This window comes from Pleomorphomonas diazotrophica (assembly GCF_002844595.1).
Lineage (GTDB): Bacteria > Pseudomonadota > Alphaproteobacteria > Rhizobiales > Pleomorphomonadaceae > Pleomorphomonas > Pleomorphomonas diazotrophica.
The window spans coordinates 136,547-151,615 of record NZ_PJNW01000002.1 but is presented as its reverse complement, the minus strand read 5'-3'; the positions used below and the strand labels follow the sequence as shown (position 1 = coordinate 151,615).

Annotated in this window: 17 protein-coding genes; 10 read left to right on the top strand and 7 right to left on the bottom strand. The window is 66.0% G+C overall.

From position 1 onward, the window contains the following. The first annotated feature begins 22 nt into the window (after positions 1 to 22). From CXZ10_RS01700 to CXZ10_RS01675, 6 genes are all read left to right on the top strand, one after another. Positions 23 to 1,615 (top strand): ABC transporter substrate-binding protein, encoded by a 1,593-nt coding sequence (locus tag CXZ10_RS01700; RefSeq protein WP_101287225.1) that lies wholly within the window; start codon positions 23 to 25, stop codon positions 1,613 to 1,615. A gap of 209 nt (positions 1,616 to 1,824) precedes the next feature. Continuing rightward, entirely contained in the window at positions 1,825 to 2,322 is a 498-nt protein-coding gene (locus CXZ10_RS01695; protein ID WP_180335822.1) for a GNAT family N-acetyltransferase, read from the top strand. Positions 2,323 to 2,331: 9 nt separating this feature from the next. After that, positions 2,332 to 3,342: an ABC transporter permease subunit gene (locus CXZ10_RS01690; protein ID WP_101287223.1), complete on the top strand. Its 1,011-nt coding sequence runs from the start codon at positions 2,332 to 2,334 to the stop codon at positions 3,340 to 3,342. A 4-nt stretch (positions 3,343 to 3,346) separates the two neighbouring features. Continuing rightward, positions 3,347 to 4,231, top strand: coding sequence for an ABC transporter permease subunit (locus CXZ10_RS01685; protein WP_101287222.1), 885 nt, complete (start codon positions 3,347 to 3,349; stop codon positions 4,229 to 4,231). After that, positions 4,231 to 5,247: an ABC transporter ATP-binding protein gene (locus tag CXZ10_RS01680; RefSeq protein WP_101287221.1), complete on the top strand. Its 1,017-nt coding sequence runs from the start codon at positions 4,231 to 4,233 to the stop codon at positions 5,245 to 5,247. The genes CXZ10_RS01685 and CXZ10_RS01680 overlap by 1 nt, the downstream gene beginning before the upstream one ends. Next, positions 5,244 to 6,236: a peptide ABC transporter ATP-binding protein gene (locus CXZ10_RS01675; protein WP_101287220.1), complete on the top strand. Its 993-nt coding sequence runs from the start codon at positions 5,244 to 5,246 to the stop codon at positions 6,234 to 6,236. The genes CXZ10_RS01680 and CXZ10_RS01675 overlap by 4 nt, the downstream gene beginning before the upstream one ends. Before the next feature lie 64 nt (positions 6,237 to 6,300). Here the strand turns inward: CXZ10_RS01675 and CXZ10_RS01670 are convergent, their stop codons facing one another. Next, positions 6,301 to 7,206, bottom strand: coding sequence for a LysR family transcriptional regulator (locus CXZ10_RS01670; RefSeq protein ID WP_101287219.1), 906 nt, complete (start codon positions 7,204 to 7,206; stop codon positions 6,301 to 6,303). 103 nt (positions 7,207 to 7,309) lie between these two features. Here CXZ10_RS01670 and CXZ10_RS01665 point away from each other — a divergent pair, with 103 nt between their 5' ends. Then, positions 7,310 to 8,335: a zinc-dependent alcohol dehydrogenase family protein gene (locus CXZ10_RS01665; RefSeq protein ID WP_101287218.1), complete on the top strand. Its 1,026-nt coding sequence runs from the start codon at positions 7,310 to 7,312 to the stop codon at positions 8,333 to 8,335. A gap of 53 nt (positions 8,336 to 8,388) precedes the next feature. Here CXZ10_RS01665 and CXZ10_RS01660 read toward each other — a convergent pair whose 3' ends face one another. Then, positions 8,389 to 9,318: an NAD-dependent epimerase/dehydratase family protein gene (locus tag CXZ10_RS01660; RefSeq protein WP_101287217.1), complete on the bottom strand. Its 930-nt coding sequence runs from the start codon at positions 9,316 to 9,318 to the stop codon at positions 8,389 to 8,391. Between the two features lie 128 nt (positions 9,319 to 9,446). On the opposite strand from CXZ10_RS01660, the gene CXZ10_RS01655 reads away from it, so the two are divergent. Beyond that, positions 9,447 to 10,343, top strand: coding sequence for a LysR family transcriptional regulator (locus CXZ10_RS01655; RefSeq protein WP_210199822.1), 897 nt, complete (start codon positions 9,447 to 9,449; stop codon positions 10,341 to 10,343). Next, on the top strand, positions 10,340 to 10,894 hold the full coding sequence (locus tag CXZ10_RS01650; RefSeq protein ID WP_180335821.1) for a DNA-3-methyladenine glycosylase: 555 nt from the start codon (positions 10,340 to 10,342) through the stop codon (positions 10,892 to 10,894). Before CXZ10_RS01655 ends, CXZ10_RS01650 begins: the two co-directional genes overlap by 4 nt. A 4-nt stretch (positions 10,895 to 10,898) precedes the next feature. Here the strand turns inward: CXZ10_RS01650 and CXZ10_RS01645 are convergent, their stop codons facing one another. Continuing rightward, positions 10,899 to 11,315 (bottom strand): DUF2000 domain-containing protein, encoded by a 417-nt coding sequence (locus tag CXZ10_RS01645; protein WP_101287215.1) that lies wholly within the window; start codon positions 11,313 to 11,315, stop codon positions 10,899 to 10,901. A 128-nt stretch (positions 11,316 to 11,443) separates the two neighbouring features. On the opposite strand from CXZ10_RS01645, the gene CXZ10_RS01640 reads away from it, so the two are divergent. Then, positions 11,444 to 11,920: an Lrp/AsnC family transcriptional regulator gene (locus tag CXZ10_RS01640; RefSeq protein ID WP_101287214.1), complete on the top strand. Its 477-nt coding sequence runs from the start codon at positions 11,444 to 11,446 to the stop codon at positions 11,918 to 11,920. A gap of 9 nt (positions 11,921 to 11,929) precedes the next feature. Here the strand turns inward: CXZ10_RS01640 and CXZ10_RS01635 are convergent, their stop codons facing one another. From CXZ10_RS01635 to CXZ10_RS01620, 4 genes are all read right to left on the bottom strand, one after another. Next, positions 11,930 to 12,739 carry an HAD-IA family hydrolase gene (locus CXZ10_RS01635; RefSeq protein ID WP_101287213.1) on the bottom strand — a complete coding sequence of 270 codons (810 nt, stop codon included), beginning with the start codon at positions 12,737 to 12,739 and terminating at the stop codon, positions 11,930 to 11,932. Positions 12,740 to 12,805: 66 nt separating this feature from the next. Then, positions 12,806 to 13,468, bottom strand: a complete 663-nt coding sequence (gene gph, locus CXZ10_RS01630) for a phosphoglycolate phosphatase (RefSeq protein WP_101287212.1) — start codon at positions 13,466 to 13,468, stop codon at positions 12,806 to 12,808. Next, positions 13,465 to 14,121 carry a ribulose-phosphate 3-epimerase gene (rpe, locus tag CXZ10_RS01625; RefSeq protein WP_101287211.1) on the bottom strand — a complete coding sequence of 219 codons (657 nt, stop codon included), beginning with the start codon at positions 14,119 to 14,121 and terminating at the stop codon, positions 13,465 to 13,467. The genes gph and rpe overlap by 4 nt, the downstream gene beginning before the upstream one ends. 398 nt (positions 14,122 to 14,519) lie before the next feature. After that, a complete protein-coding gene (locus CXZ10_RS01620) occupies positions 14,520 to 14,777 on the bottom strand; it encodes a YjhX family toxin (RefSeq protein WP_101287210.1) in 258 nt (85 codons plus the stop codon). Positions 14,778 to 15,069 lie beyond the last annotated feature (292 nt).

The following is a 15,069-nucleotide window of genomic DNA, read 5'->3' as shown; positions in this document are numbered from 1 at the left end:
CGGCAACAGGGGAGTATACCTTATGAAAACGATGTCCCGCCTTCTGGCGGCCACCATGCTCGTGGCAGGCCTTGCCGGCGCCGCCCACGCCAAGACCTTCGTCTATTGCTCCGAAGGCAGCCCGGAAGGCTTCGACCCGGCGCCCTACGCCGCCGGCACCACCTTCGACGCCTCGTCGAAGCCGGTCTACAGCCGCCTGACCGAGTTCGAGCGCGGCACCACCAACGTCGTTCCGGGCCTCGCCGAGAGCTGGGACATCTCCGAAGACGGCACGGTCTACACCTTCCACCTCCGCAAGGGTGTGAAGTTCCACACCACCGAGTATTTCACGCCGACCCGCGACTTCAACGCCGACGACGTGATCTTCTCGTTCCAGCGCCAGAACGACAAGAACGACCCCTGGTATTCCTACGCCGGCGGCACCTGGGAGTACTGGACCGGCATGGATATGCCGAACCTCGTCAAGTCGGTCGAGAAGGTTGACGACTACACCGTCAAGCTGACGCTGACGGCCGCCAACGCGCCGATGCTCGCAAACCTCGCGATGGACTTCGCGTCGATCCTCTCCAAGGAATATGCCGACAAGCTCGCCGCCGAAGGCAAGCAGCCCGACCTCAACCAGCTCCCGGTCGGCACCGGCCCGTTCCAGTTCGTCGCCTATGAGAAGGACGCGGTCATCCGCTATCAGGCCTTCGCCGACTATTGGGGCGGCAAGCAGAAGATCGACGACCTCGTCTTCGCCATCACGCCGGACGCCTCTGTCCGCCTTCAGAAGCTGAAGGCCGGCGAATGCCAGCTGATGCCCTACCCGAACCCGGCCGACGTCGAGGCCCTGCAGACCGACGACAGCATCCAGTTGATGAGCCAGGCCGGCCTCAACATCGGCTACCTCGCCTACAACACCATGATGAAGCCCTTCGACGACGTGCGCGTCCGCAAGGCCTTGAACATGGCGATCAACAAGAAGGCGATCATCGACGCCGTCTTCCAGGGCACCGGCCAGGAAGCCAAGAACCCGATCCCGCCGACCATGTGGTCCTACAACGACAACGTCCAGGACGACCCCTATGATCCGGAAGCGGCCAAGAAGCTGCTCGCCGAGGCCGGCGTCAAGGATCTCAGCATGAAGGTGTGGGCGATGCCGGTGTCGCGTCCCTACAACCCGAACGCCCGCCGCATGGCCGAGCTGATCCAGGCCGACTTCGCCAACGTCGGCGTCAAGGTCGAGATCGTCTCCTACGAGTGGGCCGAGTATCTGAAGCGCGGCCAGGACAAGGCGCGCGACGGCGCCCTTCTCCAGGGCTGGACGGGCGACAACGGCGACCCGGACAACTTCCTCGCCGTGCTCTTGGGTTGCTCGGGCGTCGGCGGTTCCAACCGCGCCAACTGGTGCAACGAGGAGTTCAACAACCTCGTCGTCAAGGCCAGCAAGGTGTCGGACGTTGCCGAGCGCACCAAGCTCTATGAAGATGCGCAGGTCATCTTCAAGAAGGAAGCGCCCTGGGCGACCATCGCCCACTCGACCACCTACGTGCCGATGTCCAAGGCCGTGATCGACTACAAGGTTGATCCGCTCGGCTCGCACCGCTTCGACGGCGTCGACATCGCCGAGTAAGCGATACCGCCAAGACGCATGCGGTTCCGGGGAGCCCTCCCCGGAACCGTTTTCGCATTCGGACCCAAGCTGGCAGCGTCCGACCAGCCGCCTCTCATGCGTGAAACCATATAGGTTGGCGGGAAACGCGGCCGTTTGGTGCCGCGAAAATGGTCAAATGTCGACGTTGTCGCTTGCAGCCCGGGTTTTCGGCGGCTACTGGAAGCGCCATGCCTATCGCGCCCACCCTCCGTTCCTACCGTTCCGACGACCGCGCCGCGGTCGTCAGGCTATGGCACGACGCCTGGCACGACGGCCACGGGACGGTGCTGCCGGCGCATGTGGTAGCCGAGCGGACGCTGGAAAGCTTCGATCTGCGCCTCGAACCGCTCGAGGCCGGCTGCCTCGTCGCCGAGGTGGAGGGTCGCATCATGGGTTTCTCGGCCATCGAGGGCAACGAGATCGACCAGCTCTACGTCGCCAGGGAGGCACGCGGCACGGGCCTTGCTGCTGCCCTGCTGACTGCCACCGAGACGAGCCTCGCCCGGCGCGGCATACGCGACGCGGCGATCCAGTGTTCGGCCGGCAACGACCGGGCCCATCGGTTCTACGCGCGGGCCGGCTGGCGCGACAGCGGCGTCCGGCAAGCCCCGATCTGGACTCCCGACGGCCGCCATGAAACGCATCCGACCCACATCTTCGTCAAGCAACTCTCGAGCCTGGACTGACCCCGCACCATGTTCGGTTTCATTCTCCGACGCCTCGGCCTGTTGATCCCGACCTTCATCGGCGTCAGTCTGGTCGCCTTCTTCTTCATCCGCCTGCTGCCCGGCGATCCGGTGCTTCTCCTGGCCGGTGAACGCGGCATATCGCCCGAGCGTTATGCCGAGCTGATGCACCGCTTCGGCTTCGACCTGCCGCTCTGGCAGCAGTTCATCACCTATTTCACCGACTTGGTGCAGGGTGACTTCGGCACGTCGATCTCGACCAAGAAGCCGATCTTCACCGAGTTCTTCACGCTGTTCCCGGCGACGCTGGAGCTGTCCTTCTGCGCGGTGATCTTCGCCGTCGTCCTCGGCGTGCCGGCCGGCGTCATCGCCGCCGTCAAGCGCAATTCCTGGTTCGACCACACGGCGATGGCCACCGCACTGGTCGGCTATTCCATGCCGATCTTCTGGTGGGCGCTGCTGCTCATCATCGTCTTCTCCGGCATGCTCGGCTGGACGCCGGTGTCCGGCCGCATATCCTTGATGTTCTTCTTCCCCAAGGTGACCGGCTTCATGCTGATCGACAGCCTGCTGTCCGGCAAGGCGGGCGCCTTCCAGTCGGCGGTGAGCCACCTCATCCTGCCGACCATCGTGCTCGGCACCATTCCGCTCGCCGTCATCGCCCGCCAGACGCGTTCGGCCATGCTGGAGGTGCTCGGCGAGGACTATATCCGCACCGCCAAGGCCAAGGGCCTCAGCCCGTTCCGCGTCGTCGCCGTGCACGCGCTCCGCAACGCCCTGATCCCGGTAATCACCACCATCGGCCTGCAGATCGGCGTGCTGATGGCTGGCGCCATCCTGACGGAGACGATCTTCTCCTGGCCGGGCATCGGCAAGTGGATGGTCGATTCCATCTTCCGCCGCGACTACCCGGCGGTGCAGGGCGGCCTCGTGCTGATCGCCCTCATCGTCATGGGCGTCAATCTCGTGGTCGACATGCTCTACGGCCTCGTGAATCCCAAGATCCGGCACCAGAGGTAACCCGATGACCGCCGTCTCCGCTTCCGTCCGTCCGGGGCGCCTCAAGGAATTCTGGCGCTACTTCTCGGAAAACCACGGCGCCGTCGCCGGCCTCGTGCTGTTCGCGGCGCTGGTGTTCGTCGCCCTCGCCGCGCCGCTCTTCGCCCCCTTCAATCCCGACCAGCAGTTCCGCGACGCCCTGCTGGTGCCGCCGATGACCCGCGGCAGCGAAGGCCTGTTCCTGCTGGGCACCGACGCGCTCGGCCGCGACATCCTGTCGCGCCTGATCTACGGCGCCCGCTTCTCGCTGTTCATCGGCGTCGTCGTCGTCTCGGTGTCGCTGATCGGCGGCGTCATCATCGGCATGTTCGCCGGCTTCTTCCGCGGCTGGGTCGACACCACGATCATGCGCGTCATGGACGTCATCCTGGCCTTCCCGTCGCTGCTGCTGGCGCTGACGCTGGTCGCCATCCTCGGCCCCGGCCTCACCAACGCGATGATCGCCATTGCCATCGTGGCGCAGCCGCACTATGTGCGCCTCACCCGCGCCGCCGTGCTCTCCGAGCGCAACCGCGACTATGTGACGGCCGCCCGCGTTTCGGGCGCCGGCCCGCTGTGGCTGATGTTCGTCACCATCCTGCCGAACTGCATGGCGCCGCTGATCGTCCAGGCCGCCCTGTCGTTCTCGGGCGCCATTCTCGATGCCGCCGCCCTCGGCTTCCTCGGCATGGGCGCCCAGCCGCCGACCCCGGAATGGGGCACCATGCTGGCCGAGGCCCGCGAGTTCATCACCCGCGCCTGGTGGGTGGTGACCTTCCCGGGCCTTGCCATCCTGATCACCGTGCTGGCCATCAACCTGATGGGCGACGGCCTGCGCGACGCCCTCGATCCGAAGCTGAAGAGGTCGTGATGCCCATTCTCGAAATCAGCAACCTCTCGGTCGACTTCCGCACCGTGGGCGGTCAGTTCCGCGCGGTCGACGGCGTGTCGATGACCGTCGAGCCGGGCGAGATCGTCTCCATCGTCGGCGAAAGCGGCTCGGGCAAGTCGGTCTCCATGCTGGCGCTGATGGGCCTCCTGCCCTGGACGGCGACCATCACCGCCGACAAGATGATGTTCGACGGCAAGGACCTTCTGACGATCCCGGCGCGCGAGCGCCGCCGCATCGTCGGCAAGGACCTCGCCATGATCTTCCAGGAGCCGATGAGCTCGCTCAACCCGTGCTACACGGTCGGCTGGCAGATCGGCGAGGTGCTGAAGGTTCATCTCGGGCTCGACAAACGCGCCCGGCGCGACCGCACCGTCGAGCTTCTGGAGCTGGTCGGCATCCCCTCGGCCGCCGAGCGCCTCGACACCTATCCGCATCAGATGTCGGGCGGCATGAACCAGCGCGTGATGATCGCCATGGCGATTGCCTGCAATCCCAAGCTCCTGATCGCCGACGAGCCAACCACCGCCCTCGACGTGACCATCCAGGCGCAGATCCTCGACCTGCTCGCCAAGCTGCAGCGCGAGACCGGCATGGCGCTGGTGCTGATCACCCATGACATGGGCGTGGTCGCCGAAACCGCCAACCGCGTCTCGGTGCAATATGCTGGCCAGAAGGTGGAGGAGCAGCCGGTCAGCGAACTCTTCGCCGATCCGCACCATCCCTATACCGCGGCGCTGCTGTCGGCGCTGCCGGAACGGGCGACCACCCGCCGTCTGCCGTCGATCCCCGGCGTGGTGCCCGGTCAGTACGATCGCCCCAGCGGCTGCCTGTTCAGCCCGCGCTGCGCCTTCGTCACCGAGCGCTGCGTCGAGAAGGCGCCGGTCACCCAGGGCCAGGCCGCCGGCTACGCGCTCTGCCACTATCCGCTCAACCAGGGCAAGCCGGTCGGCCATCCCGGCCCGGCCGCCATCCTCGACCGGAGGCTTTCGGCATGAACGCGCCCGTTTCGCCAAACGTCGTCCTCGAGGCCCAGCACCTCGCCCGCCACTACAGCCTGAAGCGCGGCATGTTCGCCGAGCCGGCCACCGTGCGCGCGCTGTCGGAAGCTTCCTTCAAGCTCAGCGCCGGCAAGACTCTCGCGGTCGTCGGCGAGTCCGGTTGCGGCAAGTCGACGCTCGCCCGCCTCGTCACCATGATCGAGCCGCCGACCGCCGGCGAGCTGATCATCGACGGCAAGCAGGTCCACCACACCGAGGCGCCGAGCCACGAGCTGCGCCGAAAGGTACAGATCGTCTTCCAGGACCCCTACGGCTCGCTCAACCCGCGCCAGAAGGTCGGCACCATCCTGGAAGAGCCGCTGCGCCTCAACACCTCGCTGTCGGCTTCCGAGCGACAGCAGAAGGCGCGGGCGATGATGGAAAAGGTCGGCCTCCGGCCCGAGCATTACGACCGCTATCCGCACATGTTCTCCGGCGGCCAGCGCCAGCGCATCGCCATCGCCCGGGCGCTGATGCTCAACCCGAAGATCCTGGTGCTCGACGAGCCGGTGTCGGCGCTCGACGTATCGATCCAGGCGCAGGTGCTGAACCTCCTGATGGACCTGCAGCAGGAGTTCGGCCTCGCCTACCTGTTCATCAGCCATGACCTTTCCGTCGTGCGCCACATCGCCGACGAGGTGATGGTGATGTATCTCGGCCGCCCCGTCGAGTTCGGAACGGCCGACGAGATCTTCAACACGCCGCGCCATCCCTACACGCGCGCCCTGCTTTCCGCCACGCCGACCACCGAGCCGGAGAAGCGGCGCGAGCGCATCCGCCTCACCGGCGAACTGCCGTCGCCGCTGCGTCCGCCCAGGGGCTGTGCCTTCCATCCGCGCTGCCCCTTCGCCTACGAGCCCTGCGACGTCGACCAGCCGAAGCTCTTGCAGGCGCCCGGTGGCAACGCCAAGGTCGCCTGCTTCGCGGTGCAGGGCGAGCTGCTCTGACAGCGCCGCAATATGACAATCGGGGCGCGGCACGATCGATCCGTACCGCGCCCCTTTTTTGTGGCTAGAGCTCGGCACTCCCCGGAAGCGCGGCCGCCAGCGCATCGATGGCAAGCCGGACACGCAACGGCAGATGCGGCGTTTCGGGCCAGATGGCGTGCGTCTTGAACACCCGGCGCGGCACGTTGCCCAGCAGGGGAACGAGCGTACCGAGTCTGACCTTGTCGCGGATCAGCCAGCAGGGCAGCCAGGCCAACCCATGACCCGCCTCCGCCGCATCGGCGATCGCCTCAAGGTCGTCAAACCGCATTCGGCTCGGCGGCGTCACCTCGAGTGAGGCACCATCGCCCACCGGGAACTGCCACGCCCTGACATGGCCGGCACGGCCGTAGACGACCCCGTGATGGGCGGCCAGATCGTCGAGGTTTTCCGGCCGTCCGTTGCGGTCGAGATAGGCCGGCGAAGCGCAAACCGTCATGCGTTGCAGGCTCACCGTCCGGATCATCAGACCGGCGCCGTCGCTGATGTCACCGTTGCGGAGCGCCAGATCGAATCCGTCTTCAATCAAATCGACCCGTCGGTCGCTGAAGGACAGATCGAGTTCGAGCCGGGGATGCTCGGCGGCCAGCCGGGCCAGCACCGGCGCGACGCAGCGCTTGCCGAACAGCATCGGCATCGACACGCGCAGTCGCCCCACCGCCTCGCGTCGCCCTGACTCCAGGGCCGACTCACCGGCGCGCAACGCCTCCATGGCCCTCAGGCAGTGCTCGTAATAACCCTGGCCGTCCTCGGTGAGCGCCAGGCTTCGTGTAGTGCGATGCAGCAGGCGAACGGCGAGCCGCGCTTCCAGCCGCGCGATCGTCTTGGCAACCGCCGAACGCGTCACATGCAGCCGCTCTGCCGCCGCGGCGAAACTGCCCGTCTCCACGGCCGCCACGAACACATCCACGCCGTTCAATATCTCGCCCATGATTGTCATCCTGAAGGAACCAGTGCTTGGAGCATAAGTCACCACCGGCTCCATTTGCTCAACGGTATGCTGCGTGCTCGTCACTCACGTCAAGGAGCAAACAATGACGGACACGATGCAACGTTGGGAAATGGACGGGATCGGACGCGACAAGCTGGCCCTGAGGCATGCGCCCATCCCGGAGTCCAAGCCGGGCGAGGTGCTGGTGAAGGTGGCCGCCGTCTCCCTCAACTACCGCGACAAGCTGATGATCGAGAGCGGCATGGGCATGCAGTTGACCTTGCCGTTCACGCCCGCCTCCGATCTCGCGGGCGTGGTGCAGGCGGTCGGTGACGGCGTGACGCGCTTTGCCAAAGGGGACCGCGTCATTTCGGTCTTCTCGCCGGAATGGACCGATGGCCCACCGCGCGGCAATGGCCGCGTCCCGCCTTATCAGACGCTCGGCGGATATTACCCCGGCGTTCTCGCCGAACATGTCGCCTTCCCGGCTGACTGGTTTGTGCGCGCCCCAGCGTCGCTCGACGACGGCGAGGCCAGCACCTTGCCGTGCGCCGGCGTGACGGCCTGGTTCGCGCTTATCGAGAAAGGTCACCTCCGCGCCGGTGAAAGCGTGGTGATCGAAGGAACCGGCGGCGTCGCCCTGTTCGGCTTGCAGATCGCCAAGGCGCGCGGCGCCAACGTCATCGTCGTCTCAAGCGGCGCGGAAAAGCTGGAGCGCGCCAAGGCGCTCGGCGCCGATCACGGCATCGACCGGTCGCAGGAGGACTGGGTGGAGACCGTCTATCGCCTGACGGCCGATCGCGGTGCCGACCACATCCTCGAACTCGTCGGCGGGCCGCATCTAGCCAAGGCCGTGCGGGCGGCCGCCGTCGACGGCCGGATCTACCAGATCGGGGTTCTGGAGGGTTTCGAGATCGCCTCCCCCGCTGGGCCGCTGATGTTGAAGAACGTCACGGTGCAGGGTATCGGCGTCGGCCATCGCCGGGCGCTGGAAGAGCTCGTCGCCGAGGTGGAGCGCACCGGTCTCAAGCCGGTGATCGACAAGCGCTACCCGCTCAAGGACGTTCCGGCCGCCCTCGACCATCTCGATCGAGGCGCTTTCGGTAAGATCGTGATCGAAATGCCATGAACCGCAAGCCGCCGACGCTTCGCTTGCGCCGGCGGGTTCTGTCTCGTCTTCGGTCAGACCTGGATCGATGCCAGCGCCTGCGGCAGCGGGGTCGCCACCAGTGGCCCCGTTACCGTTTCAAGCCGGCGGTCGACAAGCCGGTGCGGCACGCGCCAGAGATAGGCCATCTCGCGCGAGGCCCGGATCACCGGATCGAACAGGCCGATCAGCGTGAAGGCGAGGCCCGGCACGCGCCGCACCCGCATCGGCCGCCGATGGGCGACACCCGCCGCCTGGGCGATATCGTCGATTGACGCGGTGTGCCCCTCGAAGTGGAACACCTCGAAGCCGCCGAGCCGGTCGCGCCGTTCGGCCAGACGAACAAAGGCGCGGGCGAGATCGGGTAGATAGGCCCAGGCATGCGGCACATCCTCCGGCCCTGGCGAGCGGATGACACCCTGCCCGGCTTTGGTGGCGATCAGCGCCGACAGCCAGCTCTGTCCCGTGATGGTCGGGCCGAAGAAGTCGCCGGCCCGGAGAATGCAGGTGCGAACGCGCCCGGCCCGCGCCGCTTCCGCGAAACTTCGTTCGATCTCGACGCGGATCCTGCCCTTTTCCGAGGTGGGCGCCGCCACGAGGTCGGGCGTCAGCCGGTCCGGCATTCCCTCGCCGAAACCGTAGACATTGCCGGGAAAGAGATGCAGCGCCCCGAGCCGCTCGGCGATGGCGAGCGCAGCGGCGTAGAGCGGCTTTGCCAGTTCGGCCCAGCGATGATAGGGCGCGTTAAGGCCGTCGAACACTACGTCCACCTCGGAGCTCACCGCCTTGGCCACCGCGTCGGCATCATGGAGATCGGCCTCAACCGGCCAAACCCAATCCGGCAACTCTCCAGCCCGCCCCTTGCGAACGAGGCCGGACACCTGCCAGCCCTGATGATGGAACTCTTCGGCAACCGCCTGGCCGACGCCGCCAAGGGCACCGAGGATGAGAACATGTCCAGCCATGATGATCTCCTGGGTAAAACGCTTTGAGGCAAACTTGGCTCGATGAAGGCAATCCGTGCCCCGAAAAATGGATGGTTTCATTTCGCACATCAATTCGCTATGTTTGTCAAAGAACCATTCATTTTTGCATGGCTATGCTCGACTGGACCCTTCTCCGCTCCTTCCTCGCCGTGGTCGACACCGGCTCTCTGTCGGCTGCCGCCGACAGGCTCGGCCTCGTCCAGCCCACCGTCGGCCGGCATATCCGCGAGCTTGAGGAAACACTCGACACACCGCTGTTCCGCCGGCAGCCGCGCGGGCTCGAACCGACACCCGCCGCGCTCGACCTCGTCGAGGACGCCCGCCGCATGGGCGAGGCGGCGTTGGCGCTGGAGCGCAAGGCGAGCGGCACCGGCGACAGCCTCGCCGGCACAGTGCGCGTCACGGCGAGCCGCATGGTAGCCACCTATCTGCTGCCAGACATCATCGCGGCACTGCATGTCGAGGAGCCGGCCGTCGACATCGAGATCGTCGCCAGCGATGAGACGCAGAACCTGTTGCGCCGCGACGCCGACATCGCACTCCGCATGTACGAGCCGCGCCAGCCGCAACTCATCCGCCGCCGCATCGGCGAGGTTCCGCTCGCCGTCTACGCCTCGCCCGCCTATCTCGCCCGACGGGGCACGCCAACCCGGCTGGCCGACCTCCTCGACCATGACGTCATCGGCCTCGACCGGGCCGACGACCTGCTGCAAGGCTTCGCCCGTGCCGGCTTGCCGGTGCCGCGCGAGTGGTTTCCGATCCGCTCCGACGATCACGTCGTCGGCTGGCAGATGGTGATCGCCGGTGCCGGCATCGGCTTCGCCCAGGTGCCGATCGCCGAGGCCGAGCCGCGCGTCGTGCGACTGCCGGTCGAGGACATCGGCTTTGCGCTGCCGCTCTGGCTGGTCTATCACGAGGACCTCAAGCCGAGCCGCCGCATCCGCTTCGTCGCCGATCGCCTCGTCGACGGCCTGACAAAACGCCTCGCCCGGAAAACCCCGTGATCGCTTCCCTCGCTCCCCTCCCCGCCGTCGAGCTGGCGCCGCTGTTGATCGGCGCCACTTTCCTGGTCGACGGCGTCGGCGGCATCATCGTCGAGACCGAGGCCTACGAGGCCGACGATCCCGCCTCGCACTCCTTCAGTGGCGAGCGGCCGCGCAACCGGGCCATGTTCGGACCGCCGCTCACCGCCTATGTCTATCGCTCCTATGGCGTGCACTGGTGTTTCAACATCGTCACCGGTCCGGTGGGCCATGGCGCCGCCGTGCTGCTCAGGGCGATCGAACCGACCGTCGGCCTGGCGGCGATGGCCGAGCGGCGTAGGACGGCTGAGCCGCGCCTTCTCGCCTCGGGGCCGGGCCGGCTGACTGAGGCGCTCGGCATCACCATCGCCCACAACGGCCTGCCACTCGATGCGCCTCCCTTCGAGTTGATACCGCGCGAGGGAACGCCCGATATCGTCAATGGTCCCCGTATCGGCATCACCAAGGCCGCCGACCATCCCTGGCGCTTCGGTCTTAAGGGCTCGCCCTTCGTCAGCCGGCCGTTCCGCTGAGCGGTCATCTCAAAAGGCGCAGCGAGCCGGTGAGCGACTTCACCCACTTGGTCGGCCCGCACAGGCCGACGCCATCGATCACCTCGTCGCCGAGACGTTTACCCGGCAGCAGCGCCTCATATTCGCGATAGTCGTGCAGCGCCCGCGAGAAGGCGGGGAATACCACCAACGCGCTGTCCTCGCCGCGCGGCATGGCCTTCAGCATCAGTGCGACAATAGCCTCTGGAGTGGCCGCCAGGATGGGCACCGGCAGGATGGAGCTGTCGTCGATGACCCTCCCCTCCGCATCGCTGAGCTGTCGGTTACCAAGCCACGGCAGGCGGGCGCCAAGGCCGATGCCGATGGCGCCGACCGTATTGGCGAGCAAACCGAGCGGCAGCTCGGGATTGACGACGATGGCGAGGCGGTGGTCGGGCGACATGAGAACTCCGAAGCGAATGAACACCTCGGCAGGTTATCTGCGCTGCCGGGATACTTCTTACCGAAGTTTGCGTCGGAACTGCCGAATACGGTAGGATCTACCCACAAAAGATCAAGAGAGGGTAGGACATGCCGAACTCGCCGCTAGAGCCAGTCGACAACAAGATTCTCGATGCGCTCCAGGCCGATGGCCGCCTCACCAACCAAGCGCTCGCCGACGAGGTCGGTCTCTCGACCTCTCCTTGCTGGCGGCGCGTAAGGCAGCTTGAGGAGAGCGGTGTCATCGGTGGCTATCGCGCCACGCTCGACCGCCAAAAGATCGGCCTTGGCGTACTCGCCTTCGTCCGCGTCAAGATCGACAGCCACAGCGAGGCCGAGGCCGAGGAGTTCTCGAACAGCGTCGCCCGCTTGCGCGAGGTGATCGCCTGCTACTCGATCGCCGGCGACGCCGACTTCCTGCTGCAGGTGGTCTCGCCCGACCTCGACACCTACGCCGATTTCGCCATGACGGTGATCCGCCGCCTGCCGCGCATCAAGGAGATGCAGACCACCTTCGTGTTGAAGGAAATCAAGCCGTTCAAGGGTTTCCCGGTGGGGCTTGGCTGATCCGAACGATCAATAAACAGGCCTGCCGCCGATGGTCAGCAGCCCCAGCATGTCGTCATCGTCCGACACCCAGCGCTGCAGGGCGGCCACTGTCACCATATCCGTGCCCTCCTCGTCGCCCACGCCCGCGATATGCTGGTAGGGCTCGAAGGGATCGCCGAGGTGCGACAGCACGGCGAAGGCAGTGCTGAAATCGTCGCCGCCGGCATAGCGGCTGGGCGTGACGATGGTGCGGATGCCGGCCGCCGTGGCGGCGGCAAGACCTGGCCCGTTGTCCTCGAACACGATCGCCGCGCGGGGCGTGAGACCAAGCTTGGAAAGCGCCAGCTCGTAGACGTCGGGCGCCGGCTTCGGCCGCACCGCGCCTGCGCCGCCGACGATGGCGCTGATCTTTTCAAGCCCATCCAGCCCGAAGTTGGCGAGGATCAGCGCCTCGGCATTCTCGACGCTCGACGTCGTCGCCAGCACCACGGCGAGCCCCTGCGAACGGGCATCCTCGATGAGCCGCTCGATGCCGGGGCGCGGCCGGGCCAGCCGGCGATCGACCAGCTTGGCAAAGAGCCGCGTCTTGGCGGCATGCAGCTCGTCGATCTTCTGCCGGCCGACATCGGCCATCGGCGGCGCGTGATGCTCGATGAAATGGGCAAGCCGCGCCCGACCGCCGTGGACGGCCAGGAGCTCGCCGTAGAACTCCGACTCCCACACCCAGGGCAGGCCGGCTTCGGCAAAGGCGCGATTGAAGGCCAGCCGGTGAACCTCTTCGGTTTCCGCCAGCGTGCCGTCGACATCGAAGATCAGCGCCTTGATCGGGGGTGCCATTACGCCCTCGCAGCCAGAGCATCCTGCGGAGAAGTGAGTATCGGTTTTCCGCTCAAGCGATACGGTCTATTGGAGTTGCTCCAATACTGCCGGAAGACCCCGGAAATCGTCCATCACGAAATCGGCGTTAAGCTCGTCGGCGGGAATGTCGGTATAGCCGTAGCGCACCACCGCCACCTTGATGCCCGCGCCCTTGGCCGAGGCGACGTCATTGGCGCTGTCGCCGACCATCAGCACCTCCTCCTTGGGAAGGCCCAGCCGGTCGGCCACCAGCCACAGCATGTCCGGCGCCGGCTTCGGCGTCACGCCGCTGTCGCCGCCGACCACCACCGAGATGTCCGTGCCGATGCCGAGGCCGTCGACGATCTCGCGCGACACCGCCGTCGGCTTGTTGGTGCAGACGGCAAGGCGATAGGTCTTGGCGAGCTCCTTCACCATGTCGGCGGTATGCGGGAAGAGACGCGTCAGGCGAGTGGCGCGCGGCTCGTAGAAGCCGAGATAGGTCTTCACATGCGCGTCGAGCACCTCGCCGGCAACAACCACCCCATGGGCGGCGAAAGCCTTCTGCACCAGTACCGGCACGCCCTTGCCGACCATCGAGGAAACAGCCCGTTCGGCATGTGGGGCGAGACCATTCTTGGCCATCAGCTCGTTGATCGCTTCGGCGAGGTCCGGCAGGCTGTCCACCAGCGTGCCGTCGAGGTCGAAGATCAGGGCGCGAATGCTCATAGGCTGTCTCTCAGGGCCTGGATGTTGCGGCGATAGTCGGCCTCGGTGCCGCCCTTGAACACGGAGGTGCCGGCCACCAGAACGTCGGCGCCGGCGCGGGCCAAAAGGCCGGCGTTGGCGGTGGACACGCCGCCGTCGATCTCGATGTGGATGGGCCGGTCGCCGGTCAGCGCCTTCACCTTCTTCACCTTCTCGATGACGGCGGGAATGAAGGCCTGGCCGCCGAAGCCGGGGTTGACGGTCATCACCAGCACCAGGTCGATCTCGTCGAGCATGTACTCAAGGCAGCCGACGTCGGTGCCGGGGTTGAGCACAACGCCGGCCTTCTTGCCGAGCGAGCGGATCACTTGCAGCGACCGATGGATATGCGGCCCGCCCTCCTTGTGGACGCTGATCACGTCGGCGCCGGCATCGGCGAAGGCGGCGATGAACGGGTCGGCCGGCTCGATCATCAGGTGCACGTCGAAGGGCAGCTTGGTATGCGGGCGCATCGCCTTCACCACCGCCGGGCCGAAGGTGATGTTGGGCACGAAATGGCCGTCCATGATGTCGATGTGGACCCAATCACCACCCGCCCTTTCGACGGCGGCGAGCTCTTCGCCTAGGCGCGAGAAATCCGACGACAACACGGAGGGGGCGATCTTGACGGTCATGGAAAGGCGTGTCCGTTGAAAGGGATCCGAGGTGAAACGTTCTTAAAGCAAGACGCCGCCGAGCGCTAACCCCGTTTCCCAAGACCGGGGGAAAATCCGACCGTAATCGATCAAGAGCCGGCGACGGATAAAACCGCCGCCGAAAGCTACGAGAGCTGCAAGACGCGTAAAGGCGGTTGGAAATTCGCTCCGGCGAGTCGGCTGGTGTGGCTTTCGAGGACCGGAGCGGAGCGGACGTTGAGCAACTCCAGCAAAAGTGCCTTGCGGTTTTGCGTCCGGAGTTGCGTCGAGCAGAAGACAGGGCATTGGCGGTGACCCGCCAATGCCTAGAGGTCCGTGAGCACCGGAAGCGGAGAAAGTCGCATCAGACGGCCGCCAGAGTAGAATTTACGACTGTCTTAGCGATTGTCCGGTTGCGAGCGCACCAACTCCAGCCCGCGCTGTGTGATGCGATAAGGCTTGCTGTTGCGCGAGGCGATCGCCCGCTTGTTCTTCAACTTGCGGAACATCGTGAGATTGAAGTCGGTGTAGAGCCAGCCGTCGCGGCTGAAGCAGGCGAGCTCTTCGATGTCGCCGCGATCGTCGCGGGTGATCTCGATGCGTCCGCCCTGGGCGAGCAGGTGCAGGATGCGCTGCTCGGCACGTGAAATATCCATCGTCTGAAGTCCGGGAATGGCGCCGCTAGAGCACCCGCCGATCAGGTTGAATCAACCTGATCGAAAAGCGGCTGCTCCAGCAAACAAACTGGAGCATTCGCTCGACGACCAAATGTTTCAATTTGGTCGGCAAATGCTCTAGGGCACACCAAAGCGTTCCGGAAGCCGAGAGGGCTTTCCGGGGCGACATTGGGATTGGCCCGCTCTGCCGGCACCATGCCGGGGCAGGCCCTCACCGGGATTCAGACAGACGTGACATCCACGCTCCTGTTGCGACGGACCGATCCTGCCG